We start from the raw sequence: 20196 nt of genomic DNA on the forward strand, positions 1-20196 counted from the left end.
CACGGGCGGGGCACGAGTGCGCGATCACACACGCGTGAAGACGCCTGAAAGCGTGCATGCGCCTGAACGTGAAGACCTGAACACGAGTAAGTGAAAGACGAACCGGGCGGGTAACTCCGTACGGGTGCGCAGCGGCGGGAACGGAATGTCGGCGAAGAGGAGCGGTACGTGAGCGAAAGCAGCGCGGGGGCCGTGGAGGCCGTCGCGAGCGCGGCTGCCACGGCCGCCTCCGCCGATGGGATCTGGCGCCGGGCCGGAATCGCGGGGGCGGCGATAGGCGTCGTCGCCGCGGGCGCCGCCGCCGGGGTCGCCATAGAACGGCTCACGGTGGGGCGCGGCATGCGCAGGAAGGCCCGCCTCGCGCTCGACTCCACCGGCCCGTACGGCGCGCTGCGCGGCACCCCCGGCAAGGCGTACGCCGACGACGGCACCGAGCTGTACTACGAGGTCGACGACGTCGAGCCGGAGGGCGGACCGGCCGGCCGCAGGCGCCGGCTCTTCGGCCGCAAGGCGCCCGCCCCGGTGACCGTCGTCTTCAGCCACGGCTACTGCCTCAACCAGGACTCCTGGCACTTCCAGCGGGCCGCGCTGCGCGGTGTCGTACGGACCGTGCACTGGGACCAGCGCAGCCACGGCCGCTCCGGGCGCGGGGCGGGCCAGGTGCAGGACGGGACGCCGGTCTCCATCGACCAGCTCGGGCGCGATCTGAAGGCCGTCGTGGACGCGGCCGTGCCCGAGGGGCCCATCGTGCTGGTCGGGCACTCCATGGGCGGTATGACCGTCATGGCGCTGGCCGACAAGTACCCGGAGCTGATCAGGGAGCGGGTCGTCGCCGTCGCCCTCATCGGTACGTCGTCGGGGCGGCTCGGCGAGGTCAACTTCGGGTTGCCCGTCGCGGGCGTGAACGCCGTACGGCGGGTGCTGCCGGGCGTGCTCAGGGCGCTGGGGCAGCAGGCCGCGCTGGTGGAGCGGGGGCGGCGGGCGACCGCCGATCTGTTCGCCGGGATCATCAAGCGGTACTCGTTCGCGTCCCGGGACGTCGATCCGGCGGTGGCGCGGTTCGCCGAGCGGATGATCGAGGGCACGCCGATCGACGTGGTCGCCGAGTTCTATCCGGCGTTCACGGACCACGACAAGACCGAGGCGCTCGCGGCGTTCGCCGAGCTGCCGGTGCTCGTGCTGGCCGGGGTCAAGGATCTCGTCACGCCGAGTGAGCACAGCGAGGTCATCGCCGATCTGCTACCGGAAGCCGAACTGGTGCTCGTGCCGGACGCCGGGCATCTGGTGATGCTGGAGCACCCCGAGGTCGTCACGGACCGGCTCGCCGACCTGCTCACCCGCGCGGGTGCCGTGCCCGCGGGGGCTACCGTAAGTGGTTATGGAAGCGCCAGCAGCACCGCACGGCCCGGGTGAGCCCGCGCCGTCCCACGAGATCACCGTCCATTCCCCCGAGCAGATGTCGGAGTTGGGTCGCCGTCTGGCCAAATTGCTGCGGGCGGGCGACCTCGTGATGCTCAACGGCGAGCTGGGGGCCGGCAAGACGACCTTGGCCCGGGGGCTCGGGGAGGGGCTGGGTGTGCGGGGGGCCGTCACCTCGCCGACCTTTGTCATCGCCCGGGTGCATCCGTCCCTGGGGGACGGGCCGCCGCTCGTCCATGTCGACGCCTATCGCCTGGGGGGCGGGCTGGACGAGATGGAGGACCTCGATCTCGATGTCTCGCTGCCCGATTCGGTGATCGTGGTGGAGTGGGGCGAGGGGAAGGTCGAGGAGCTGACGGACGACCGGCTGAATGTCGTCATCCACCGGGCCGTCGGCGGTGCACCCCTCCGGGGGACGGCCCCCGGACTCCCGGAGACCGACGAGGTACGGCATGTCACGGTCACCGGGTTCGGGGAGCGGTGGGCCTCGGTGGAGCTGGGCGTGCTGTCGGCCTGAGCCAGGTTGCCCCTGGTCGTGTGTGGGTTCCGACAAGGTGTCGGCAACGTGTTGCGTCGGGCGTGTTCGGCGTGGTCACATGGTAACCAGTCCTTGGTTAGGTCTACCTAACTTGGTTCGCCGGTGGCACCAGGAGGCGTCCATGTCGGCAGCGGAACGTAAGCCCTCTGGAGTGGGCGGGGTGTCGATGCGGGACCTGTTGGCTTCGTGTGCGGCGGCGAAGGCCGTGTCCACGCCTCCGGCTCCGCCCGCCGCTCCACCGGTGAGGACCGAGGAGCGGCGCCCTGTGCGGAGACGGCGGCCCAAGGCCGCGTAGCGCTCCGGGAGGGGGATCGGTCGGGGTGGGCGCGCTGCGGGTCGGTGGGGGCTGGTCGGGGAGGATCCGCAGGTGTTCGAGCTCCCGGCTCCCGCGCCCCCAAGGGGCCGGCCGGCGCTTCCATGCGCCCCCTGCTCGACTGCGCTCCCTACTCGACCACGACCACCTTCGTGCCGATCCTCGCGAACTCCCACATCGCCTTGCCGTCCGCCCGCGCCTCGCGGATGCCACCCGTCTTGGTGGTGGGGTCGGGCCGGGGCGTGGAGCCGTCCACCGCCGCGCTGAAGCCGATGGGGACGCCGTCGACCGCGGCGAAGCGGACCACGTGTTCGATGGGGGTGCCGTCGGAGCCGGTGACGGCGGCCGAACGGGAGGTGACGGTGTACGTCGCGGGGGTGGGGTCGACCGTGCTGGGGGTGACCTCGAAAGTGCGGGTGATCTTCTCGTTGGCGCCGACCAGCCAGACGCGGTCCTCGTCGAGGGAGTAGACGACGCGTTCGCCGGTGCCGGAGTTCTCGGGGACGGCCTCGGTCTCGTCCTTCTTCCCCTCGGTGGGTGCCTTGGACTTCTTGGCTGCCGGGGACTCGGAGGCGGACGGCTTGCCCAGGTCGTCCGGCACGTTCGCCGATGCCTGGTAGGTGAGGAAACCGACTGCGGCGACGGCCGCCGCGGTGAGCCCGGCCACGAATCCCGAGCTGCTACTGGCCACCTTGTGTGCCCACCTCTCGTACCCACGTACGCCCTTGATGTACGTCTGTGCTGTGACGGTAGCAGCAGCCGACCGGTCCCCCCGGTCGGCCGTGGCCCGGTCCAAAGCGCCGTAGGCTGTTTGCGTGCTCTTGCTCGCTCTGGATACCGCCACCCCAGCCGTCACCGTCGCGCTGCACGACGGGACGGACGTCGTCGCCGCGTCGAGTCAGGTGGACGCGCGTCGGCACGGGGAACTGCTGCTGCCCGCCGTCGACCGGGTCCTCGCCGAGGCGGGCACCCGCCTCGACGCCGTCACCGGGATCGTCGTGGGCATCGGGCCCGGACCGTACACCGGGCTGCGTGTCGGGCTGATGACCGCCGACACCTTCGGGCTCGCCCTCGGCGTCCCCGTCCATGGACTGTGCACGCTCGACGGGCTCGCGTACGCGTCCGACGTCGAGGGTCCCTTCGTCGTGGCGACCGACGCCCGACGGAAGGAGGTCTACTGGGCGAAGTACGACGGTCCTCGTGCGCGGGTGACGGAGCCGGCCGTCGATCGGCCGGGTGACATCGCCGACGTGGTGAGCGGGCTGCCTGCCGTGGGGGCCGGAGCCCTGCTCTATCCCGATACGTTCGTGGACGCCCGTGGACCCGAACACGTCTCCGCCGCCGCCCTCGCCTCCCTGGCCGCCGAGCGGCTCGCCGCGGGTGAGGAACTGCCGGCGCCCCGGCCGCTGTATCTGCGCCGGCCCGACGCGCAGGTGCCCAAGAACTACAAGGTGGTCACCCCCAAGTGACGACCGCGGTGCTGCGCGAGATGCGCTGGTGGGACATCGAGCCCGTACTGGAGCTGGAGAAGGACCTCTTCCCGGAGGACGCCTGGTCCCGGGGCATGTTCTGGTCCGACCTCGCCCATGCGCGCGGGCCGGAGGCGACCCGGCGGTACGTCGTGGCCGAGGACCCCGCGAGCGGGCGGATCGTCGGATACGGGGGACTGGCCGCCGCCGGGGACGTCGCCGACATACAGACCATCGCCGTCGCCCGCGACCACTGGGGCACCGGCCTCGGCGCGCTGCTGCTGACCGAGCTGCTGCGGGCCGCCACCTCCTTCGAGTGCGCCCAGGTCATGCTCGAATGCCGGGTCGACAACATCCGCGCGCAGAAGCTGTACGAACGCTTCGGCTTCGAGGCGATCGGCTTCCGCCGCGGCTACTACCAACCGGGGAACGTCGACGCCCTCGTGATGCGCCTCGACACCGCGTCCGACGGCGGCGTCGCCGCCGGGCCGTCATCCGTACAAGGAACCGAGATCAATGACTGACGAGCCCCTGGTCCTGGGCATTGAGACCTCCTGCGACGAGACCGGCGTCGGCATCGTCCGAGGGACGACACTGCTCGCGGACGCCGTCGCCTCCAGCGTCGACGAGCACGCCCGCTTCGGCGGCGTCGTGCCCGAGGTCGCCTCCCGTGCCCACCTGGAGGCGATGGTCCCGACCGTCGACCGGGCACTGAAGGAGGCGGGGGTGAGAGCCAAGGACCTCGACGGCATCGCCGTCACCGCCGGTCCCGGTCTCGCCGGTGCCCTGCTCGTGGGTGTCTCCGCGGCCAAGGCGTACGCGTACGCCCTCGGCAAGCCCCTCTACGGCGTCAACCACCTCGCCTCGCACATCTGTGTGGACCAGCTGGAGCACGGGGCGTTGCCGGAGCCGACGATGGCGCTGCTGGTGTCCGGTGGGCACTCGTCGTTGCTGCTCTCGACCGACATCACCTCCGATGTACGCCCCCTGGGGGCCACCATCGACGACGCGGCGGGCGAGGCCTTCGACAAGATCGCGCGCGTGCTGGATCTGGGGTTCCCGGGCGGGCCGGTCATCGACCGGTACGCGAGGGAGGGAGACCCGAACGCGATCGCGTTCCCGCGCGGTCTGACCGGGCCCCGCGATCCCGTCTACGACTTCTCCTTCTCCGGGCTGAAGACCGCCGTGGCGCGCTGGATCGAGGCCAAGCGGGCGGCGGGGGAGGAGGTGCCGGTGCGTGATGTGGCGGCCTCCTTCCAGGAGGCGGTCGTGGACGTACTGACCCGCAAGGCGGTGCGGGCCTGCAAGGACGAGGGCGTGGACCACCTGATGATCGGCGGGGGCGTCGCCGCCAACTCCCGGCTGCGGGCGCTCGCACAGGAGCGGTGCGAGGCGGCCGGCATCCGGCTCCGGGTGCCGCGGCCCAAGCTGTGCACGGACAACGGGGCGATGGTCGCCGCGCTCGGCGCCGAGATGGTCGCCCGGGGGCGCGCCGCCTCGGACTGGGACCTGTCGGCGGACTCCTCACTGCCGGTCACGGATCCGCATGTGCCGGGGACGGCCAACGGGGTTGAGCATCTGCACGGGCAGAGGGGCGGCCACGACCACGTGCACGAGATGGCGAAGGACAACCTGTACTCATGACCGTCGCCCTGATGTGGGAGGCCCGCGCCGTCGAGGGACGCGGCGCCGAACTCCTCGCCTGGGCCCGGGCGCAGGAGCTGCCCGACAGCGGGCGGCTCCTGCGCCGGGAGACGTTCCGGGCGCCCCAGGACCGAGTGCTGGTCGTCACGTGGTGGAACGCGGCGTACGACGCCGAGTTGCCCGAACTGCCGGAGCCGGGCGGTGAGTTGGTCAGCCGGGCGGTGCATCGGTGGCGGTTCGAGTCGGTGGGCGAGGGCTGACCGGCGTGTAGTAGTACTCCGCCGGGTCCCTTCCCTGCCGCCCGAGCCACAGCAGCGCTCGGTTCTCGAACTCCCAGCGGGCGGCGACCAGACCGAGGCTCGTCCAGTCCAGCGCCACCCACAGCAGGCCCAGGATCGGATAGGGCTCCCAGAAGAGGGACAGGGGCAGCACGAGGGCCATGAGGACGAGAGGGCGGACGGCGAACGGGCTCCGGGGGCGATGGAACACCCCCCAGTGGTCCGTGGACCAGGTGCCGTAGGGGACCGGCCGGGGAAGCGCCTCGTCGAAGTACCGTGCCGTGCTGAAGAACCTGAGCCGGGTTCCCCGCAGACGGAGCCACAGAGCCTGGACCGCGACGATGAGGGAGACGGTGCGCCACCACCAGTCGGGCAGCCCCGCGTTCCCGCGGACGGCGAGAAAGACCCCCATCGCGCAGACCACGGCGATCCACGCCGGGACAGCCGCCCTGAACTCGTGATTGATGTACCGGATCACCGCACCCCCCGTGCTCCCCGGTGCCGGATCACTCCACGTCCGACACCTCCGTCTCACAGCGCAGCCGACGGTCGGGCCCCAACTCCCTTACCGGTCCTGTGAGGTTCAGCCGGGCCGTGTGCCGTACGTCCGTGCTGGATACGGCCAACCGTAGTTCCAGCGCGCCCGGTTCGACCACCCTTCGGGCGGATCGGTCGGTGAAGGCCGAAAGGTCCGTATGGAAGTGGAAGGTGACCCGACGGGCCTCGCCCGGCTCCAACTCCAGCCGCTGATAGCCGATCAGGCGGACATCCGGGCGGGTGACAGAGGCGACCGGGTCGTGCAGGTACAACTGGACGACCTCGGCGCCCGCGCGGTCGCCCGTGTTGCGGACCGTCAGTGAGACGTCGTACGTGCCGTCCGTGGGGATCTCCGACGGCTCGTCCCCGCCGGTGAAGTCCTCCCACGCGAACTTCGTGTACGACAGACCATGGCCGAACGGGTACAGCGGCGTCGGATCGAGGTTGCTGGCGGTGCCGACCAGGCCGAGGGGCGGCTGGAGGTAGGTCCAGGGCTGGCCGCCGGGGCGGTGCGGGACGCTGACGGGCAGACGGGCCGAGGGGGAGACGCGGCCCGACAGCACTCCCGCCACCGCCGGGCCGCCCTCCTCCCCGGGGAAGAACGCCTGGACCACCCCGGCCAGCTGACCGTTCCAGCGGCCGAGCGCGTACGGGCGGCCGGTGAGCAGGACCAGCACCACCGGGGTGCCCGTGGCCGCCAGCGCGTCCAGCAGCTTCGCCTGGACGCCGGGGAGCCGTAGGTCCTCCGCGTCGCAGCCCTCGCCGGAGGTGCCCCGGCCGAAGAGGCCGGCGCGGTCGCCGAGCACCGCCACGCAGACATCCGCCTCCGTCGCCCGCGCGACCGCCTCCGGGAAGCCGCCGGTGTCGTCGCCGTCGACGTCGCAGCCGGGGGCGTGGGTGATCTTCGCGTCGGGGAGTTCGGTGCGGAGGGACCGCAGGACCGTGGGGATCTCGATGCCCGACGGGGTGCCGGGGTGGGCCGGGAGGACGTGGGAGGGGAAGGAGTAGCAGCCCAGCATGGCCAGCGGGTCGTCGGCGCGGGGACCCACCACCGCGATCCTGATGTCCGGGGCGAGGGGTAGTACGTCGTCGGGGTTGTCCAGGAGCACCACCGACTCCTCGGCCAGGCGCCGGGCCAGGGCGCGGTTCGCCGGGGGATCCAGGTCGACCGTGGCCGTGGCGGGCTCCGGAGCCCAGTCCTCGTCCAGCATGCCCAGCTCGCACTTCTGGAGCAGGACCCGGCGGGCGGCCCGGTCCACCAGGGACTCGGGGATCTCACCGGCGCGCACGGCCGTCACCAGGGCCTCGCCGTAGCAGCGCAGGGTCGGCAGTTCCACGTCGATGCCCGCCGCCAGGGCCGCGTGGGCGGCCTCCGCACGGCTCCCGGCGACGCGGTGGTTGGTCTCCAGGAAGCCGACGCCGAAGTAGTCGGAGACGACCGTGCCGGTGAACTTCCATTGCTCGCGCAGGAGTTCGGTGAGGAGGCGCGGGTCCGCCGAGACCGGGACGCCGTCCGTCTCGGTGTAGGCCGCCATCACCGAGCGGGCGCCGCCCTCCCGCAACGCCATCTCGAACGGCGGCAGGGTCACGTCCGCGAACTCCCGCACCCCCGCTCGTACGGGCGCGTGGTTGCGGGCGCCGACGGACGAGGCATACCCGGCGAAGTGCTTCAGCGTGGCCACGATCCCGGCTGACTCAAGGCCCCGGACGTACGCCGAGCCGATCGTGCCCACCAGGTACGGGTCCTCGCCCATCGTCTCCTCGACCCGTCCCCAGCGCGGGTCGCGGACCACGTCCAGGACGGGGGCCAGTCCCTGGTGCACACCGACCGAGGCCATGTCGTGGCCGATGCGCCGGGCCATCTCCTCCACGAGGGGCGGGTCGAAGGACGCGCCCCAGGCGAGGGGGACCGGGTACGCGGTCGCACGCCAGGTCGTGAAGCCGGCCAGGCACTCCTCGTGGGCCACGGCCGGGATGCCGAAACGGTTCGCGGCCATGATGCGGCGCTGGGCGCGGGCCAGTGCCTGCGCGCCCAGCGCCGGGTCGACGGGGGCCGTGCCGAAGGCCCGGGTGAGCTGGCCCAGGCCCCGGGTGATCAGCTCGTCGAAGTCGAACGACTCCGTCATGCCCTGCTCGTCGGGGGCGATGTCCTCGCCGTTCGAGTCGTTCTTCACCCACACGCCGTACAGCTGGGCGGTCTTCTCCTCCAGGGTCATCCTGGAGAGCAGGTCCTCGACCCGGTCGGCGGCGGGCAGGGCGCGGTCACGCCAAGGGGTGGTCATGAAACTCCTGTCGGGGTCGGTGAGTTTCAGCGGCTTGGGTGCGTTGCGGGAGCCGGTTGCGCCACTTCGGAAGCCATGGCCGGTCACTTGCCGCCCACGCCCATCAGACCGCCCACCAGCGCCCGGCGTGCCACCAGGTACACCGCGAAGATGGGGATGCCGGAGAGGACGACCGAGGCGAGCAGGGCGGGGATGTTGACGCCGAACTGGCTGACGTAGTTGAAGAGGCCGAGGGTGAGGACGCGTGGGCCGTCGGACTGGGTGAAGATCAGCGGGAAGAGGAAGCCGTTCCAGGCCTGCAGCGCGGAGTAGATGACGACCGTGCTGATGCCGCCCTTGGCCAGCGGGATCGTCAGCTGGAACAGCATCCGCAGCGGTGAGGCGCCGTCCAGGGCCATCGCCTCGTACAGGTCCTCCGACACGTCCCGCAGGGTGCCGACCAGGACCAGCACCGAGACCGGCATCGCGAAGGCGGCCGTCGGGAGGATGACGGCGAGCAGGGTGTCGTAGAGGTCGAGTTTCGCGATCAGCAAATACAACGGGACGACGACCGCCTGGGCCGGGATCGCCACGCCCAGGAGGAACAGGCGGAAAGCGGCAGTGGACCAGCGGTCGCGGGTGCGGACCGCGACGTAGGCGAGGGGGATCGAGAGGGCCAGGACGATGCCGACGACCGCGATCGCCACGATCACCGTGTTGCCGAGCAGATGGCCGAAGCCGCTGTTCAGGACGGTGTTGTAGTTGTCGAGAGTCGGGTCGGCGGGCGGGCGCAGGGGGTTGCCGGTGAGGGCCTTGTCGGCGCCGGTGAGGGAGGCCGACAGCATCGCGTAGATGGGGATCAGGACGACGATCAGCCAGAGGAAGGCGCCGAGGCCCGCCACCGGGTTGGCCCGCCTCGTCCAGTGGCGTGGGCGTCGGGCGGCCGGGGCCTGCCGGTGCTCCGCGGGCCCCCGGGTCCGCGTCGGGCGCGGCAACGTATCGTGTGACACTCCGTCACATCCCTTCGCGGGTGCTGCGCATGGCGCCGAAGCCCGTCAGCCGGACCAGCACGAGCGAGAGGCCCGTCGCGGCGAGGACCAGGAAGGTGGCGATGGCGCTCGCGTAGCCGAAGTCGTACGTCTTGAAGCCCGCCTCGTACATCAGGTACGGCAGGATCGCGGTGTCCGTGCCGGGGCCGCCCTTGGTGAGGATCAGGACGGTCTCGAAGTACGTCAGCGAGCCGACGACGATCAGGACCGTGGACGTGGTGATCGTGTGCCGCAACTGCGGGAGTGTGATCGAGAAGAACTGGCGGTAGCGGCCCGCGCCGTCGATGGCGGCGGCCTGGTAGAGCACCTCCGGGATCTGACGGGCCCCGCCCTGGTAGATCAGGGTGTGGAAGGGGATGAACTGCCAGCCGCCGACGAAGACGATCGCCAGGAACGCGCCGCTCTGCGAGCCCAGGGTGTCCTTCTGGATGATGCCGAAGTTCGGGTCGAGGAGGGCGTAGAACAGGATCGCGATGGCGGTGGAGGAGAGCAGGAACGGGACGAAGAAGATCGCGGAGAGGACCGCCCGGTTGCGCTGGCGCCCCGCCGCCCACACACCGAGCAGCAGCGCCACGATGGTCTGGAAGGCCCAGCTGGCGATGGTCAGGACGACGGTCAGCCCCAGGGACTGGGTGAGGCGGGGGTCGTCGAGGAGCTTGCGCCAGTTCTCCAGCCCGACCGGCCGCGGGTCGCCGAGGCCGTCCCAGCTGGTGAAGGAGAGGTAGAGGGCGAGGGCCATCGGGACGACGGCGAAGAAGGTGAAGAAGAGGACGCCGGGCAGGGCCCAGGCGGCGTGCGGGCGGCCGACCCGGCTCGCCTTCCGCGGGGCGCCGGGCGGGGCCTTCTCGACCGTCGCGGTCACTTCAACCCCTTGCACGCCGCCACGAACTCGCTCGGCGAGGACTGCCCCGCGAACAGCTTGCCTATCTCCGTGTGCATCTTGGTGCCCAGCGCGTCGCCGAGCGCCTGGTCCCAGGAGAGGGTGAAGGCGGGGGCCTGCTGGACCATGTCGTACTGGAACTTCGCGTACTCCGGGTTGGGCGCGGAGGAGAGCAGATCGGCCGCGTTCGAGGTGGTCGGGACATCGCCGTTGTCGATGAGGGCCTGGGCGTACGCCTTCGACGCGCACTCCTTGAGGAAGCCGATCGCCAGGTCCTTGTTCTTCGTACGGCTGTTGATGGACCAGTAGTTGGTGGGGTTGCCGACGACGTCGCGGACGTCGCCCGTGCCGCCCTCGACACTCGGGAAGGCGGCCCAGCCCAGGTTCTTCTTGGCGAAGTCCGGGAACTTGCCGAGCTGTGTGGAGTACTCCCAGGAGCCCATCAGATGCATGGCCGCCTTGCCGCGCGCGAAGACCGCGGGGGCGCCGCCGTTGACGTACGACACCGAGGTGAACTTGGAGCCGAAGGCGCCGTCGTCGATGAGTTCCTTGACCAGCTCGGCGGCCCTGAGGACGGCCGGGTCGCCCCAGCCCTCGGCGTCGCCGTCCTGGATGCGCTTGAAGACCCCGGGGCCGCCGATGCGGTCGACCAGGTACTCCAGCCACATCAGGTCCGGCCAGATGTCGGAGCCGCCGAGCGCGAACGGGGTGATCTTCGCCCTCTTCAGCTTGGCGTTGATGTCCAGCAACTGGTCCCAGGTGGTGGGTGGCTGGAGCTTGTGCTCGGCGAAGACGGTCTTGTTGTAGAAGAGGATCACCGGCTGCATACCGCGCATCGGGATGCCGTAGTGGCGGCCCTTGAGGTCGCCGGCGGCGAGCACCGAGGGCAGGAAGCCGTTCTTGAGGACCGGGTCGCCCTCGATGATGTCGGTGAGGTCGACGAGCTTGCCGGCCTCCTCGTACGCCTTGATGGAGCCGCCGCCCCAGTTGAAGAAGACGTCCGGGGCGCTCGGGGAGCCCATGGCCGTGCGGAGCTTGGGGGAGTAGTCGGAGCCGGGGACCTTCTGCAGCTTGACGGTGCCGCCGGCCTTCTTCGCCGCGGCCGACTTGTTGAAGCGGTCCACAGCGGCCTGCTGGACCTTCACCGCGTCGTCGCCGTACACGAACGCGGTGACCGTCTTGCCGTCGCCGCCCGCGGAACTTCCGGAGCCGCAGGCGGTGAGGCCGGTGGTTCCGGCGGTGAGCAGCGAGGTGGCGCCGGCGCCGAGCACCCAGCGTCTGCTGAACGTCCGGCCTCTGTTCGACTCCATGACAGCACCTCTCACGAACGTTTCGGGCGAGTGAGTACGGGCCTTGCGGATGAGCGAGTACGGGTATCGCTGATGAGCTGGTCGAGGCGAATGTTTCGGCTGTTTCCTCGAACGTTCCGGGAACGTATGGCCGTCGAAAGGGTTCGTCAAGGGGGCGCGCAGGGATACGATCCCGCCCATGAAGCCCGCGAAGTCCGAAGAAACCCAGACAAGAGCGCGTGCGTCGCAGTCCACGCAGACCGCGACGCTGGCCGAGATCGCCCGGCAGGCCGGGGTCTCGGCTCCGACTGTTTCGAAGGTGCTCAACGGTCGCGCGGACGTCGCGCCGGCGACCCGCACACGGGTCGAGGAGCTGCTGCGCGAGTACGGCTACCGGCGCCGGCGCGCCGAGGCGACCCGCTCCCCGCTCATCGACCTGGTCTTCCACGAGCTGGAGAGCGCCTGGGCGATGGAGGTCATCCGGGGCGTCGAGAACGTGGCCCGGGAGGAGGGGCTGAGCGTCGTGCTCTCCGAGAGCGCGGGCCGGCTCACCCCCGGCCGCACCTGGGCCGACCAGGTCGCCGCCCGCCGCCCGCACGGGGTCGTCCTCGTGCTGTCCGGGCTCGACGAGTCCCAGCGCGCGCTGCTGACCAGCCGCTCCATCCCGTTCGTGGTGATGGACCCGGCGGGCGACCCCGGAGACGACGTGCCCTCGATCGGTGCCACCAACTGGCAGGGCGGGCTGGCCGCCACCCGGCATCTGATCGAGCTCGGCCACCGGCGCATCGGCGCCATCAGCGGCCCCTCGCGGATGATCTGCAGCCGCGCCCGCGTGGACGGCTACCGCGCCGCGCTGGAGACCGCCGGGCTGCCGGTCGACCAGAGCCTGATCAGGGCCGGCGACTTCCACCACGAGACCGGATACCGGCTGGGCCTGGAACTCCTGCGCCACCCCGACCGCCCGACGGCCGTCTTCGCCGGCAACGACCTCCAGGCGCTCGGCCTGTACGAGGCCGCCCGCGAACTGGGGCTGCGCATCCCCGAGGACGTGAGCGTGGTCGGGTTCGACGATCTGCCGGTCGCCCGGTGGGTGGGGCCGCCGCTGACGACCGTACGACAGCCGCTGATGGAGATGGCCGAGGCGGCGGCCCGGCTCGTGCTCGACCTGGGGCGCCAGGAGGGGGCGTCGTCGGCGACGCGGGTGGAGCTGGCGACGAGCTTGGTGGTGCGGAGCAGTACGGGGGTGCCTCCGGCGGTTTAGGGGAGTCGTGCCGCTGTATCGGGGTTGGCCGTGCCGCTGTATCGAGGGTTTGCCGTGCCGCTGTATCAGGGGTTGGCCGTGGCGCTGCATTGACGGGTGTTCCGTGTATTGACGCGTGTTCCGTCGCCCCCCACACTGCTCCGAAGCCAATCGGTTGCACGGCCGAAACTTTCGGAGGCACCCGCAATGAGATCTCTGAGAAAAGGCTTATCGCTCACTTCCCTGCTGACCGGCGTCGTCGCGCTCGGTGCCCTGCTCGTCGCGGCTCCCGCCGCCCACGCGGCCGATCCGCCGCTGCGGGATCTCGCCGCGGCCAAGGGCAAGGCCATCGGCACCGCGGTGACCGGCTCCAAGCTCACCGGCACCTACGGCGAGATCGCGGGCCGGGAGTTCAACTGGCTCACCCCCGGCAACGCCATGAAGTGGGGCTCCGTCGAGCCCACCCGGGGCAACTTCAACTGGACCGAGGCCGACCAGATCGTCGCCTTCGCCGAGGCCCACGACCAGGACGTACGCGGCCACACCCTCGTCTGGCACAGCCAGAACCCGAGCTGGCTGACGAACGGCACCTGGACGTCCGCCCAGCTCGGCCAGCTCATGACCGACCACATCGCGCTCGAAGTCGGCCGCTACAAGGGGCGCCTGGCCGCCTGGGACGTGGTCAACGAACCCTTCAACGAGGACGGCACCTACCGCCAGACCCTCTGGTACAACGGCCTCGGCGCCGACTACATCGCCCAGGCCCTCACCGCCGCCCGCGCCGCCGACCCGGCCGCCAAGCTCTACATCAACGACTACAACGTCGAGGGCGTCAACGCGAAGAGCACCGCCCTGTACAACCTGGTCAGGGACCTCAAGGCGCGCGGCGTCCCGATCGACGGGGTGGGACTCCAGGCCCATCTGATCCTCGGCCAAGTGCCGTCGACCTTGCAGCAGAACATCCAGCGCTTCGCCGACCTGGGTGTGGACGTCGCCATCACGGAACTCGACATCCGTATGCAACTCCCGGCCACCGAGGCGAAGCTGGCCCAGCAGCGCACCGAGTACGAGACCGTGGTGAAGGCGTGCGTGGCGGTGACCCGCTGCACCGGCGTCACGGTCTGGGGCTTCACCGACTCCGACTCCTGGATCCCGGACACCTTCCCGGGGCAGGGCGCGGCGACCCCGTACGACGAGAACTACGCGCCGAAACCCGCGTACTACGGCATCGTGACCGCGCTCGGCGGCACGGTGACCGAACCGCCGGTCCCGGACGGCTGCACGGCCGCGTACCGCGTGGCGAGCCAGTGGAACACCGGCTTCACCGGCAACGTCACGATCAGTTGCTCCGGCGCCTCCCTCTCCTCCTGGCGCGTCAACTGGACGTTCGGCGCGGGCCAGCAGATCAGTCAGGCCTGGAACGCGACCTGCACCCAGAGCGGCGCGACCGTCAGCTGCGTCAACGCCTCCTGGAACGGCAGCGTGTCGAACGGCGGTTCGGTGACCTTCGGCTTCAACGCGTCCTGGAGCGGGAGCAATCCGGTGCCGACGGTGACGTTGGGCTGAGAAAGCTGAGAATTTCCGAAGGAAAGGCGACGGGTGGTTCCTCCTCGTAATAATTCGGACGTACGTTCCTGTGTGTGACTGGTGAAGAAGACGAGTACGAGGACGACAACGGGGGCGCGGACAGACGGCCGCAACGGCTGGAGCAACGGCTGGGCCGGCGGTCGCGGTGGTTGAAGATCGCCGGGTGCACGCTCGCCGGCGTCCTCGTACTCGGCGCGGGTGGGGCGGGCTGGGCGTTCTGGCAGCTCAACGGCAACATCAAGAGCGTCGACATCAACAGCGCGCTCGGCGACGACCGCCCCGCGAAGACCCCGTCGACGGCATCGCCCTCGGCGTCGGCCGACACCGAGCCGTTGCCGAGCGGCGCGTTGAACATCCTGGTCCTCGGCTCGGACTCCCGCAGCGGCGAGGAGAACGCCGAACTCGGCGGCGGCGAGGACTCCGGCGCCCGCTCCGACACGGCGATGGTCGTCCACATCGACGAGGGCCGCACCGAGGCGACGGTGGTCAGCATCCCCCGCGACACTCTGGTCACCCGTCCGTCCTGCCCCCTGGAGTCGGGCGGTTCGACGTCGGTGGCGTACAACGCGATGTTCAACAGCGCGTACGCGGTGGGCGGGCCGGTGTGCGCGGTGAAGACCGTCGAGTCGATGACGAACGTCCGCATGGACCACTACATCGAGATCGACTTCTCGGGCTTCGCGAAGCTGGTCGACGCCCTCGGCGGCGTCACGGTCACCACGGACGAGGACATCGACGACGAGGACAGCCATCTGGAGCTGAAGGCCGGCACCCACCATCTGGACGGCGAACAGGCCCTGGCCCTCGCCCGCACCCGCCACGGCATAGGCGACGGCAGCGACCTCGGCCGAATAGGCCTTCAGCAGAAGCTGGTGAAGGCGTTGCTGGACCAGATCGCGTCCACGAATCTGCCGACCGATCCCACCAAGCTCTACGAGGTCGCCGACGCGATCACCGGCAGCCTCACCACCGACACCGGCCTGGACTCCCTCACCGAACTGATGACCTTCGCCGAAAGCCTGAAGGGCCTGTCGTCGGACGACACCGAGACCGTGACGATGCCGGTGGTCACGGCCCCGTACGACCGCAACCGCGTGGTGGCGGACGAACCGGAGGCGAGCGAGCTGTGGGCGTCGCTGAAGGGGTGAGAAAAAACTTCGGGGAACTTCGGTCGCTCGTGTCGATCCCGGTGGCTCCCGTTCGACGCGAGGGTGAGAGGCAGGGAGAAGCCCTGCCGACCGTAGCGACATCGAACGAAGACGAAGAAGACGAGAACGAGGGAGTCATCATGCCGCGCTATCTGTCGATGGTCAGGATCGACGAGCAGACCGCACCCCCCGAGGGGCCGAGCCCCGAGCTGATGCAGCGGATGGGGGATCTGCTGGAGGAGATCACCAAGGCGGGGGTCATGCTCGACACCGGTGGGCTGATGCCGAGTGCGCAGGGGAAGAGGGTGCGCTGGGAGGGCGGCGAGCTGTCGGTCACCGACGGGCCGTTCACCGAGACGAAGGAGGTCGTGGGCGGCTACGCGCTCATGCAGTGCAAGGACATGGCCGAGGCGATCGAGTGGACCAAGCGGTTCCTGAAGGTGCACGAGGAGTACTGGACGGTGACGTGTGAGGTGCGGGAGATCCAGGAGGCCTGACGGCCTCGGGGGCTGACGCTCCTGTTCGCTGGTCCGAAGCCCCGTACGGGTGTCTGATGGTGGGCTGTGACCCCACAGCCCACCGCCCCCGGCACCGCCCCGCCCGGCCCAGACCCCGCCGACGCCGGCCTCACGGACTCCGGCCCCACCGGCGCCGGCCCAGGCCCCGCCGACTCCGGCCCCGCCGACGCCGGCACCGGCTCCGTTGACGCCGGCCTCGCCGACTCCGGCGCCGTCGGGAGTCCGGTCGGCTTTGCTGGTGTCGCTGTTGAGACCGTCTTCCGGATGGAGGCGCCCCGGATCATCGCCGGGGTCGCGCGGATCGTGCGGGACGTCGGTATCGCGGAGGAGTTGGCGCAGGACGCGCTGGTCGCGGCGTTGGAGCAGTGGCCGCGGGACGGGGTCCCGGACAATCCGGGGGCCTGGCTGACGGCCACGGCCAAGCACCGCGCGGTCGACCTCGTACGACGCCGGGAACGGTATGCGCGCAAGCTGGCGGAGGTCGGCCGGGACCTGGAGGCGAACCCGCACCACCTGGACGAGCCGTCCGACCCCGACGACATCGACGACGGCCTGCTCCGTCTCGTCTTCACCGCCTGCCACCCGGTGCTCTCCGCCGAGGCCCGGATCGCCCTCACCCTCCGCCTCCTCGGCGGTCTGACGACGACCGAGATCGCCCGCGCCTTCCTCGCCCCGGAGACGACGGTCGCCCAGCGCATCGTCCGCGCCAAACGGACCCTGGCCGCGAAGAACGTCCCCTTCGAGGTGCCCTACGGCCCCGACCGCGAGGCTCGGCTGGGCTCCGTACTGGAGGTCATCTACCTCATCTTCAACGAGGGCTACGCGGCCACCGCCGGCGACGACCTGCTGCGCCCCGCCCTGTGCGAGGACGCCCTCCGCCTCGCGCGCGTGCTGGCCCAGCTGATGCCCAAGGAACCCGAGGCGCATGGCCTGGTGGCGCTGCTGGAGCTGCAGGAGTCACGTTCCGCCGCCCGCACCGGCCCGTCCGGCGAGCCCGTCCTCCTCAAGGACCAGGACCGCCGCCGCTGGAACCGCCTCCTCATCGCCCGGGGCTTCACCGCGCTCGCCCGCGCCACCGCCCTCGCCCCGGGCACCCCGGGCCCGTACGCCCTCCAGGCCGCCATCGCCGCCTGCCACGCCCAGGCGTACACGTACGAGGAGACCGACTGGCCGAAGATCGCCACCCTCTACGCCCTTCTCGCCGCCCGCTCCCCGTCCCCCGTCGTCGAACTCAACCGCGCGGTCGCCGTCTCGATGGCCGACGGTCCCGGCCCCGCCCTGGAGATCGTCGACCGCCTCACCACCGAACCCGCCCTGCGTGACTATCACTTGCTGCCGAGCGTCCGAGGGGACCTGCTCCAGCGGTTGGGGCGTACGACGGAGGCCCGGGCCGAGTTCGAACGCGCGGCGGCGCTGGCGCGCAACGAGCGGGAGCGGGGGATGCTGCGGGAGCGTGCGGAGTCGGTCGGGGGCGACTGAACTCGTTCGGCGGCTACCGGACCGGGTGCCCGATCAGCATCGTCGGGGCTCCCGCGACGCGGGTCAGGAAGACCGTCGCCGAGTTGGGGCCCTGGGGCTTGACCTTCCTGCGGAGTTCCTCCGGTTCGACGGCCGACCCCCGCTTCTTCACCGTCAGGACCCCCACCTCCCGCTCCCTCAGCAGGGCCTTCAGCTTCTTGACGTTGAAGGGCAGCCGGTCGGTGATCTCGTAGGCGGTGGCGTACGGGGTGACGTGGTGCTCGTCGGCGGTGATGTACGCGATCGTGGGGTCGATCAGCCCGCCGTCCAGGTCCGCGGCGACCTCGGCGACCAGATGGGCGCGGATGACGGCGCCGTCGGGCTCGTACAGATAGCGCCCCACGGGCCGCACCGAGGGGTCGGGCAGCATGGTGTCGGGCGAGGCCCGGATGCCCGCCTCCGAGGGGAGCAGCATCGCCCGCCGTGCCCCCGGCGTCCCGTTCGGCCGGAACCACAGCACGGCCTCCTTCACGTCTCCGCCGTCCGAGATCCACTCGGCCTCGGCCTCGGCGGGGATCGCCTCGTGCGGGATGCCGGGCGCGATCTTCAGCACGCCGAGCGGTGCCTCGAGCGCGGCGGACACGGCCCAGGACAGGGGCGGGGAGTACGCCTCCGGGTCGAAGATCCGGCCGCGCTTGGAGGAGCGCCGGGCCGGGTCGACGAACACGGCGTCGTACCCGGCCGTGTCCACCTCCGTGACGTCCGCCTCGCGCACCTCGATCAGATCGGCGAGGCCGAGCGCGTCGGCGTTGGCGCGGGCCACCGCCGCGGTCAGCGGATCGCGGTCGACGGCCAGGACACGGATCCCGGCGCGCGCGAACGCGATCGCGTCACCGCCGATCCCGCAGCACAGGTCGGCGACGGAGCGTACGCCCAGCGCGTGGAGGCACTCGGCCCGGTACGTCGCCACACTCGCCCGCGTCGACTGTTCGACCCCGTTCGGCGTGAAGAACATCCGCTCCGCGTCCGCCGCCCCGAACTTCGCCACCGCCCGCTGCCGCAGCTGCGCCTGCGTCATCGCCGCCGTGACGAGTTCCGCCGGGTACGCGCGCCGCAACCGGGTCGCCACGGCCAACTCCCGCGCCGGTTCGGTACCGCGCACCTCGTCGAGCAGGGCGCGGCCCTCGGGGGTGAGCAGAGGGGCGAGGAAGGCGTCGGGGTCGAGGTCGTTCACGGGGCCATTGTCGGCCAGGGGGAGGGGGCGTGGGACGGCGAGGGGTGGGTGCGGGCGGCAGCCGACGGCAGCGGGCGCGACAGGCGGCGGTCGAGCGGTGCCTGCCGGTCGGGTGGCGTGTGCGCCGGTCGGGGGATGGTGCGGGGTCGTTGGCGGTGTCGGGGCGGTGGGGAGGGGGTGTGCTGCGAGGATGCGGCGCCATGCAACTAGTACGACAAAATGACGAAAAGGGTGTGGGTGGGGCCAACTGGTCGAATACCCGGAGGGGGAGCGGCGCCCTCCGAGGAGGCGCCGCCGTACTCGCCGTCGCGGCCATCGTGTCGGGGTGCGCCGGGGGAGACTCGGAGGGTGAGCCCAGCGGCTCCCGGAAACGCGGGACGGCTTCCCCGGTCCACGGCCAACCCGGTCGGCAGCGCCTTGTCGCCCCCGCCGCGCGCGCCCTCGGCGCGTACGCCGCGAAACTGCGCCGTGCGCACGCCGCGCGGGTCGCCGCCGCGAAGCGCTGGAGGCTGGCCGAGCCGCCGTTGACCCCGCCCGCGCCTCCGGAGAGGAAGCCGCTCCTCAGGACCCGTAAGGGCTTCGAGGTCGACGACCATGTCGAGGACGGACTGCCGCCCGTCTTCACCACCGTTCCGACCCGCCACAAGGTCGTCTTCCTCACCATCGACGACGGCGCCGAGAAGGACCCCGCCTTCCTGCGCATGATGAGCGAACTGAGGATCCCGTACACCGCGTTCCTCAGCGACTACCTGATCAAGGGGGACTACGGCTACTTCGCACACATGCGGGACCGAGGTGTCGTACTCGACAACCACACCCTCAACCACCGCTACATGCCCGCCCTCTCCTACGAAGCCCAGAAGCGCGAGATCTGCGGCATGCAGGACGTGATCGAGAAGCGGTACGGCGAACGGCCCACGCTCTTCCGGCCGCCGTACGGCAGCTACGACAGGCACACCCTGCGCGCCGCCAAGGCCTGCGGCGTCAAAGCCGTCCCCCTGTGGAACGAGGAGGTCTTCGTCGACCGCTGGGAGTACCGCGAAGGGGACCGCGAACTCCGCCCCGGCGACATCGTCCTCAGCCACTTCCGCGGCCGGAAGCACTGGAAGGGCACCATGCCCGACATGATCCGCCGGTTCCTGAACCATGTGACCGCCGAGGGGTACGCGGTGGCACGGCTGGAGGACTACCTGTGAGGGGGCGCGGGGGGCGTACGCGGTGCGGGGCGCGTACGGCGAGTGGAGTGCGTTGGGGGCGTGCGGTGCCTACAGTGCGCGCGGTCCTTACGGTGCGCGCGGGGCGTACGGCGCGAAGGGTGCGCCCAGGTGGGGTAC

19 protein-coding genes are annotated in these 20196 nt (G+C 71.0%); 12 read left to right on the plus strand and 7 right to left on the minus strand.

The window, feature by feature from the left end; genetic code table 11:
- The first annotated feature begins 168 nt into the window (after nucleotides 1–168).
- Both STRIP9103_RS05840 and tsaE read left to right on the plus strand, forming a co-directional pair.
- Nucleotides 169–1413, plus strand: a complete 1245-nt coding sequence (locus STRIP9103_RS05840; protein WP_009300629.1) for an alpha/beta fold hydrolase — start codon at nucleotides 169–171, stop codon at nucleotides 1411–1413.
- On the plus strand, nucleotides 1379–1936 hold the full coding sequence (tsaE, locus tag STRIP9103_RS05845) for a tRNA (adenosine(37)-N6)-threonylcarbamoyltransferase complex ATPase subunit type 1 TsaE (protein ID WP_009300614.1): 558 nt from the start codon (nucleotides 1379–1381) through the stop codon (nucleotides 1934–1936). The genes STRIP9103_RS05840 and tsaE overlap by 35 nt, the downstream gene beginning before the upstream one ends.
- A 464-nt stretch (nucleotides 1937–2400) precedes the next feature.
- Here tsaE and STRIP9103_RS05850 read toward each other — a convergent pair whose 3' ends face one another.
- On the minus strand, nucleotides 2401–2961 hold the full coding sequence (locus STRIP9103_RS05850; RefSeq protein ID WP_181800314.1) for a hypothetical protein: 561 nt from the start codon (nucleotides 2959–2961) through the stop codon (nucleotides 2401–2403).
- 124 nt (nucleotides 2962–3085) lie between these two features.
- Here STRIP9103_RS05850 and tsaB point away from each other — a divergent pair, with 124 nt between their 5' ends.
- The 4 genes from tsaB to STRIP9103_RS05870 are packed head-to-tail and all read left to right on the plus strand — an operon-like array spanning nucleotide 3086 to nucleotide 5643.
- Nucleotides 3086–3739 carry a tRNA (adenosine(37)-N6)-threonylcarbamoyltransferase complex dimerization subunit type 1 TsaB gene (gene tsaB / locus STRIP9103_RS05855; RefSeq protein ID WP_009300604.1) on the plus strand — a complete coding sequence of 218 codons (654 nt, stop codon included), beginning with the start codon at nucleotides 3086–3088 and terminating at the stop codon, nucleotides 3737–3739.
- Nucleotides 3740–3759: 20 nt separating this feature from the next.
- Nucleotides 3760–4263, plus strand: coding sequence for a ribosomal protein S18-alanine N-acetyltransferase (gene rimI / locus STRIP9103_RS05860; RefSeq protein ID WP_048819769.1), 504 nt, complete (start codon nucleotides 3760–3762; stop codon nucleotides 4261–4263).
- Entirely contained in the window at nucleotides 4256–5383 is a 1128-nt protein-coding gene (tsaD, locus tag STRIP9103_RS05865) for a tRNA (adenosine(37)-N6)-threonylcarbamoyltransferase complex transferase subunit TsaD (RefSeq protein WP_009300644.1), read from the plus strand. Before rimI ends, tsaD begins: the two co-directional genes overlap by 8 nt.
- A complete protein-coding gene (locus tag STRIP9103_RS05870) occupies nucleotides 5380–5643 on the plus strand; it encodes a hypothetical protein (RefSeq protein ID WP_009300634.1) in 264 nt (87 codons plus the stop codon). The genes tsaD and STRIP9103_RS05870 overlap by 4 nt, the downstream gene beginning before the upstream one ends.
- Here the strand turns inward: STRIP9103_RS05870 and STRIP9103_RS05875 are convergent.
- The 5 genes from STRIP9103_RS05875 to STRIP9103_RS05895 form a co-directional block, all read right to left on the minus strand.
- Nucleotides 5594–6139, minus strand: coding sequence for a hypothetical protein (locus STRIP9103_RS05875; RefSeq protein ID WP_009300623.1), 546 nt, complete (start codon nucleotides 6137–6139; stop codon nucleotides 5594–5596). The two genes, STRIP9103_RS05870 and STRIP9103_RS05875, sit on opposite strands and share 50 nt — an antisense overlap.
- Before the next feature lie 28 nt (nucleotides 6140–6167).
- The gene (locus STRIP9103_RS05880) at nucleotides 6168–8480 is read right to left on the minus strand and encodes a beta-xylosidase/alpha-l-arabinosidase (RefSeq protein WP_048819765.1); all 2313 of its coding nucleotides are present in this window, start codon (nucleotides 8478–8480) and stop codon (nucleotides 6168–6170) included.
- An 83-nt stretch (nucleotides 8481–8563) separates the two neighbouring features.
- A complete protein-coding gene (locus tag STRIP9103_RS05885; RefSeq protein ID WP_048819766.1) occupies nucleotides 8564–9469 on the minus strand; it encodes a carbohydrate ABC transporter permease in 906 nt (301 codons plus the stop codon).
- Nucleotides 9470–9473: 4 nt separating this feature from the next.
- Entirely contained in the window at nucleotides 9474–10370 is an 897-nt protein-coding gene (locus STRIP9103_RS05890) for a carbohydrate ABC transporter permease (protein ID WP_009300607.1), read from the minus strand.
- Nucleotides 10367–11698: an ABC transporter substrate-binding protein gene (locus tag STRIP9103_RS05895; RefSeq protein WP_009300585.1), complete on the minus strand. Its 1332-nt coding sequence runs from the start codon at nucleotides 11696–11698 to the stop codon at nucleotides 10367–10369. The genes STRIP9103_RS05890 and STRIP9103_RS05895 overlap by 4 nt, the downstream gene beginning before the upstream one ends.
- Nucleotides 11699–11876: 178 nt before the next feature.
- On the opposite strand from STRIP9103_RS05895, the gene STRIP9103_RS05900 reads away from it, so the two are divergent.
- The 5 genes from STRIP9103_RS05900 to STRIP9103_RS05920 all read left to right on the plus strand — a co-directional run bounded on the left by STRIP9103_RS05900 (nucleotide 11877) and on the right by STRIP9103_RS05920 (nucleotide 17649).
- Nucleotides 11877–12938, plus strand: a complete 1062-nt coding sequence (locus STRIP9103_RS05900) for a LacI family DNA-binding transcriptional regulator (protein ID WP_009300597.1) — start codon at nucleotides 11877–11879, stop codon at nucleotides 12936–12938.
- A gap of 186 nt (nucleotides 12939–13124) precedes the next feature.
- A complete protein-coding gene (locus tag STRIP9103_RS05905; RefSeq protein WP_009300632.1) occupies nucleotides 13125–14483 on the plus strand; it encodes an endo-1,4-beta-xylanase in 1359 nt (452 codons plus the stop codon).
- 74 nt (nucleotides 14484–14557) lie between these two features.
- Entirely contained in the window at nucleotides 14558–15652 is a 1095-nt protein-coding gene (locus STRIP9103_RS05910; protein ID WP_009300573.1) for an LCP family protein, read from the plus strand.
- A gap of 140 nt (nucleotides 15653–15792) precedes the next feature.
- Complete coding sequence (locus STRIP9103_RS05915; RefSeq protein WP_048819770.1) at nucleotides 15793–16149, plus strand: YciI family protein; 357 nt, start codon at nucleotides 15793–15795, stop codon at nucleotides 16147–16149.
- A gap of 285 nt (nucleotides 16150–16434) precedes the next feature.
- Nucleotides 16435–17649, plus strand: coding sequence for an RNA polymerase sigma factor (locus tag STRIP9103_RS05920; protein ID WP_063747268.1), 1215 nt, complete (start codon nucleotides 16435–16437; stop codon nucleotides 17647–17649).
- Between the two features lie 13 nt (nucleotides 17650–17662).
- Here the strand turns inward: STRIP9103_RS05920 and STRIP9103_RS05925 are convergent, their stop codons facing one another.
- Nucleotides 17663–18862, minus strand: a complete 1200-nt coding sequence (locus STRIP9103_RS05925) for a class I SAM-dependent methyltransferase (protein ID WP_009300619.1) — start codon at nucleotides 18860–18862, stop codon at nucleotides 17663–17665.
- A gap of 200 nt (nucleotides 18863–19062) precedes the next feature.
- Here STRIP9103_RS05925 and STRIP9103_RS05930 point away from each other — a divergent pair, with 200 nt between their 5' ends.
- Nucleotides 19063–20058: a polysaccharide deacetylase family protein gene (locus STRIP9103_RS05930; RefSeq protein ID WP_078613812.1), complete on the plus strand. Its 996-nt coding sequence runs from the start codon at nucleotides 19063–19065 to the stop codon at nucleotides 20056–20058.
- Nucleotides 20059–20196 lie beyond the last annotated feature (138 nt).

The organism is Streptomyces ipomoeae 91-03 (assembly GCF_000317595.1).
GTDB classification, from domain to species: Bacteria; Actinomycetota; Actinomycetes; order Streptomycetales; family Streptomycetaceae; genus Streptomyces; species Streptomyces ipomoeae.

What these genes read in the sequence shown, in the direction of transcription:
- rimI (WP_048819769.1), top strand. Translation starts at nt 3,760, where the DNA reads ATGCGCTGGTGGGACATCGAGCCCGTACTGGAGCTGGAGAAGGACCTC.
- tsaE (WP_009300614.1), top strand. Translation starts at nt 1,379, where the DNA reads ATGGAAGCGCCAGCAGCACCGCACGGCCCGGGTGAGCCCGCGCCGTCC.
- STRIP9103_RS05905 (WP_009300632.1), top strand. Translation starts at nt 13,125, where the DNA reads ATGAGATCTCTGAGAAAAGGCTTATCGCTCACTTCCCTGCTGACCGGC.
- tsaD (WP_009300644.1), top strand. Translation starts at nt 4,256, where the DNA reads ATGACTGACGAGCCCCTGGTCCTGGGCATTGAGACCTCCTGCGACGAG.
- STRIP9103_RS05920 (WP_063747268.1), top strand. Translation starts at nt 16,435, where the DNA reads ATGGAGGCGCCCCGGATCATCGCCGGGGTCGCGCGGATCGTGCGGGAC.
- STRIP9103_RS05900 (WP_009300597.1), top strand. Translation starts at nt 11,877, where the DNA reads ATGAAGCCCGCGAAGTCCGAAGAAACCCAGACAAGAGCGCGTGCGTCG.
- STRIP9103_RS05930 (WP_078613812.1), top strand. Translation starts at nt 19,063, where the DNA reads ATGCAACTAGTACGACAAAATGACGAAAAGGGTGTGGGTGGGGCCAAC.
- STRIP9103_RS05915 (WP_048819770.1), top strand. Translation starts at nt 15,793, where the DNA reads ATGCCGCGCTATCTGTCGATGGTCAGGATCGACGAGCAGACCGCACCC.
- STRIP9103_RS05895 (WP_009300585.1), bottom strand. Translation starts at nt 11,698, where the DNA reads ATGGAGTCGAACAGAGGCCGGACGTTCAGCAGACGCTGGGTGCTCGGC.
- STRIP9103_RS05870 (WP_009300634.1), top strand. Translation starts at nt 5,380, where the DNA reads ATGACCGTCGCCCTGATGTGGGAGGCCCGCGCCGTCGAGGGACGCGGC.
- STRIP9103_RS05880 (WP_048819765.1), bottom strand. Translation starts at nt 8,480, where the DNA reads ATGACCACCCCTTGGCGTGACCGCGCCCTGCCCGCCGCCGACCGGGTC.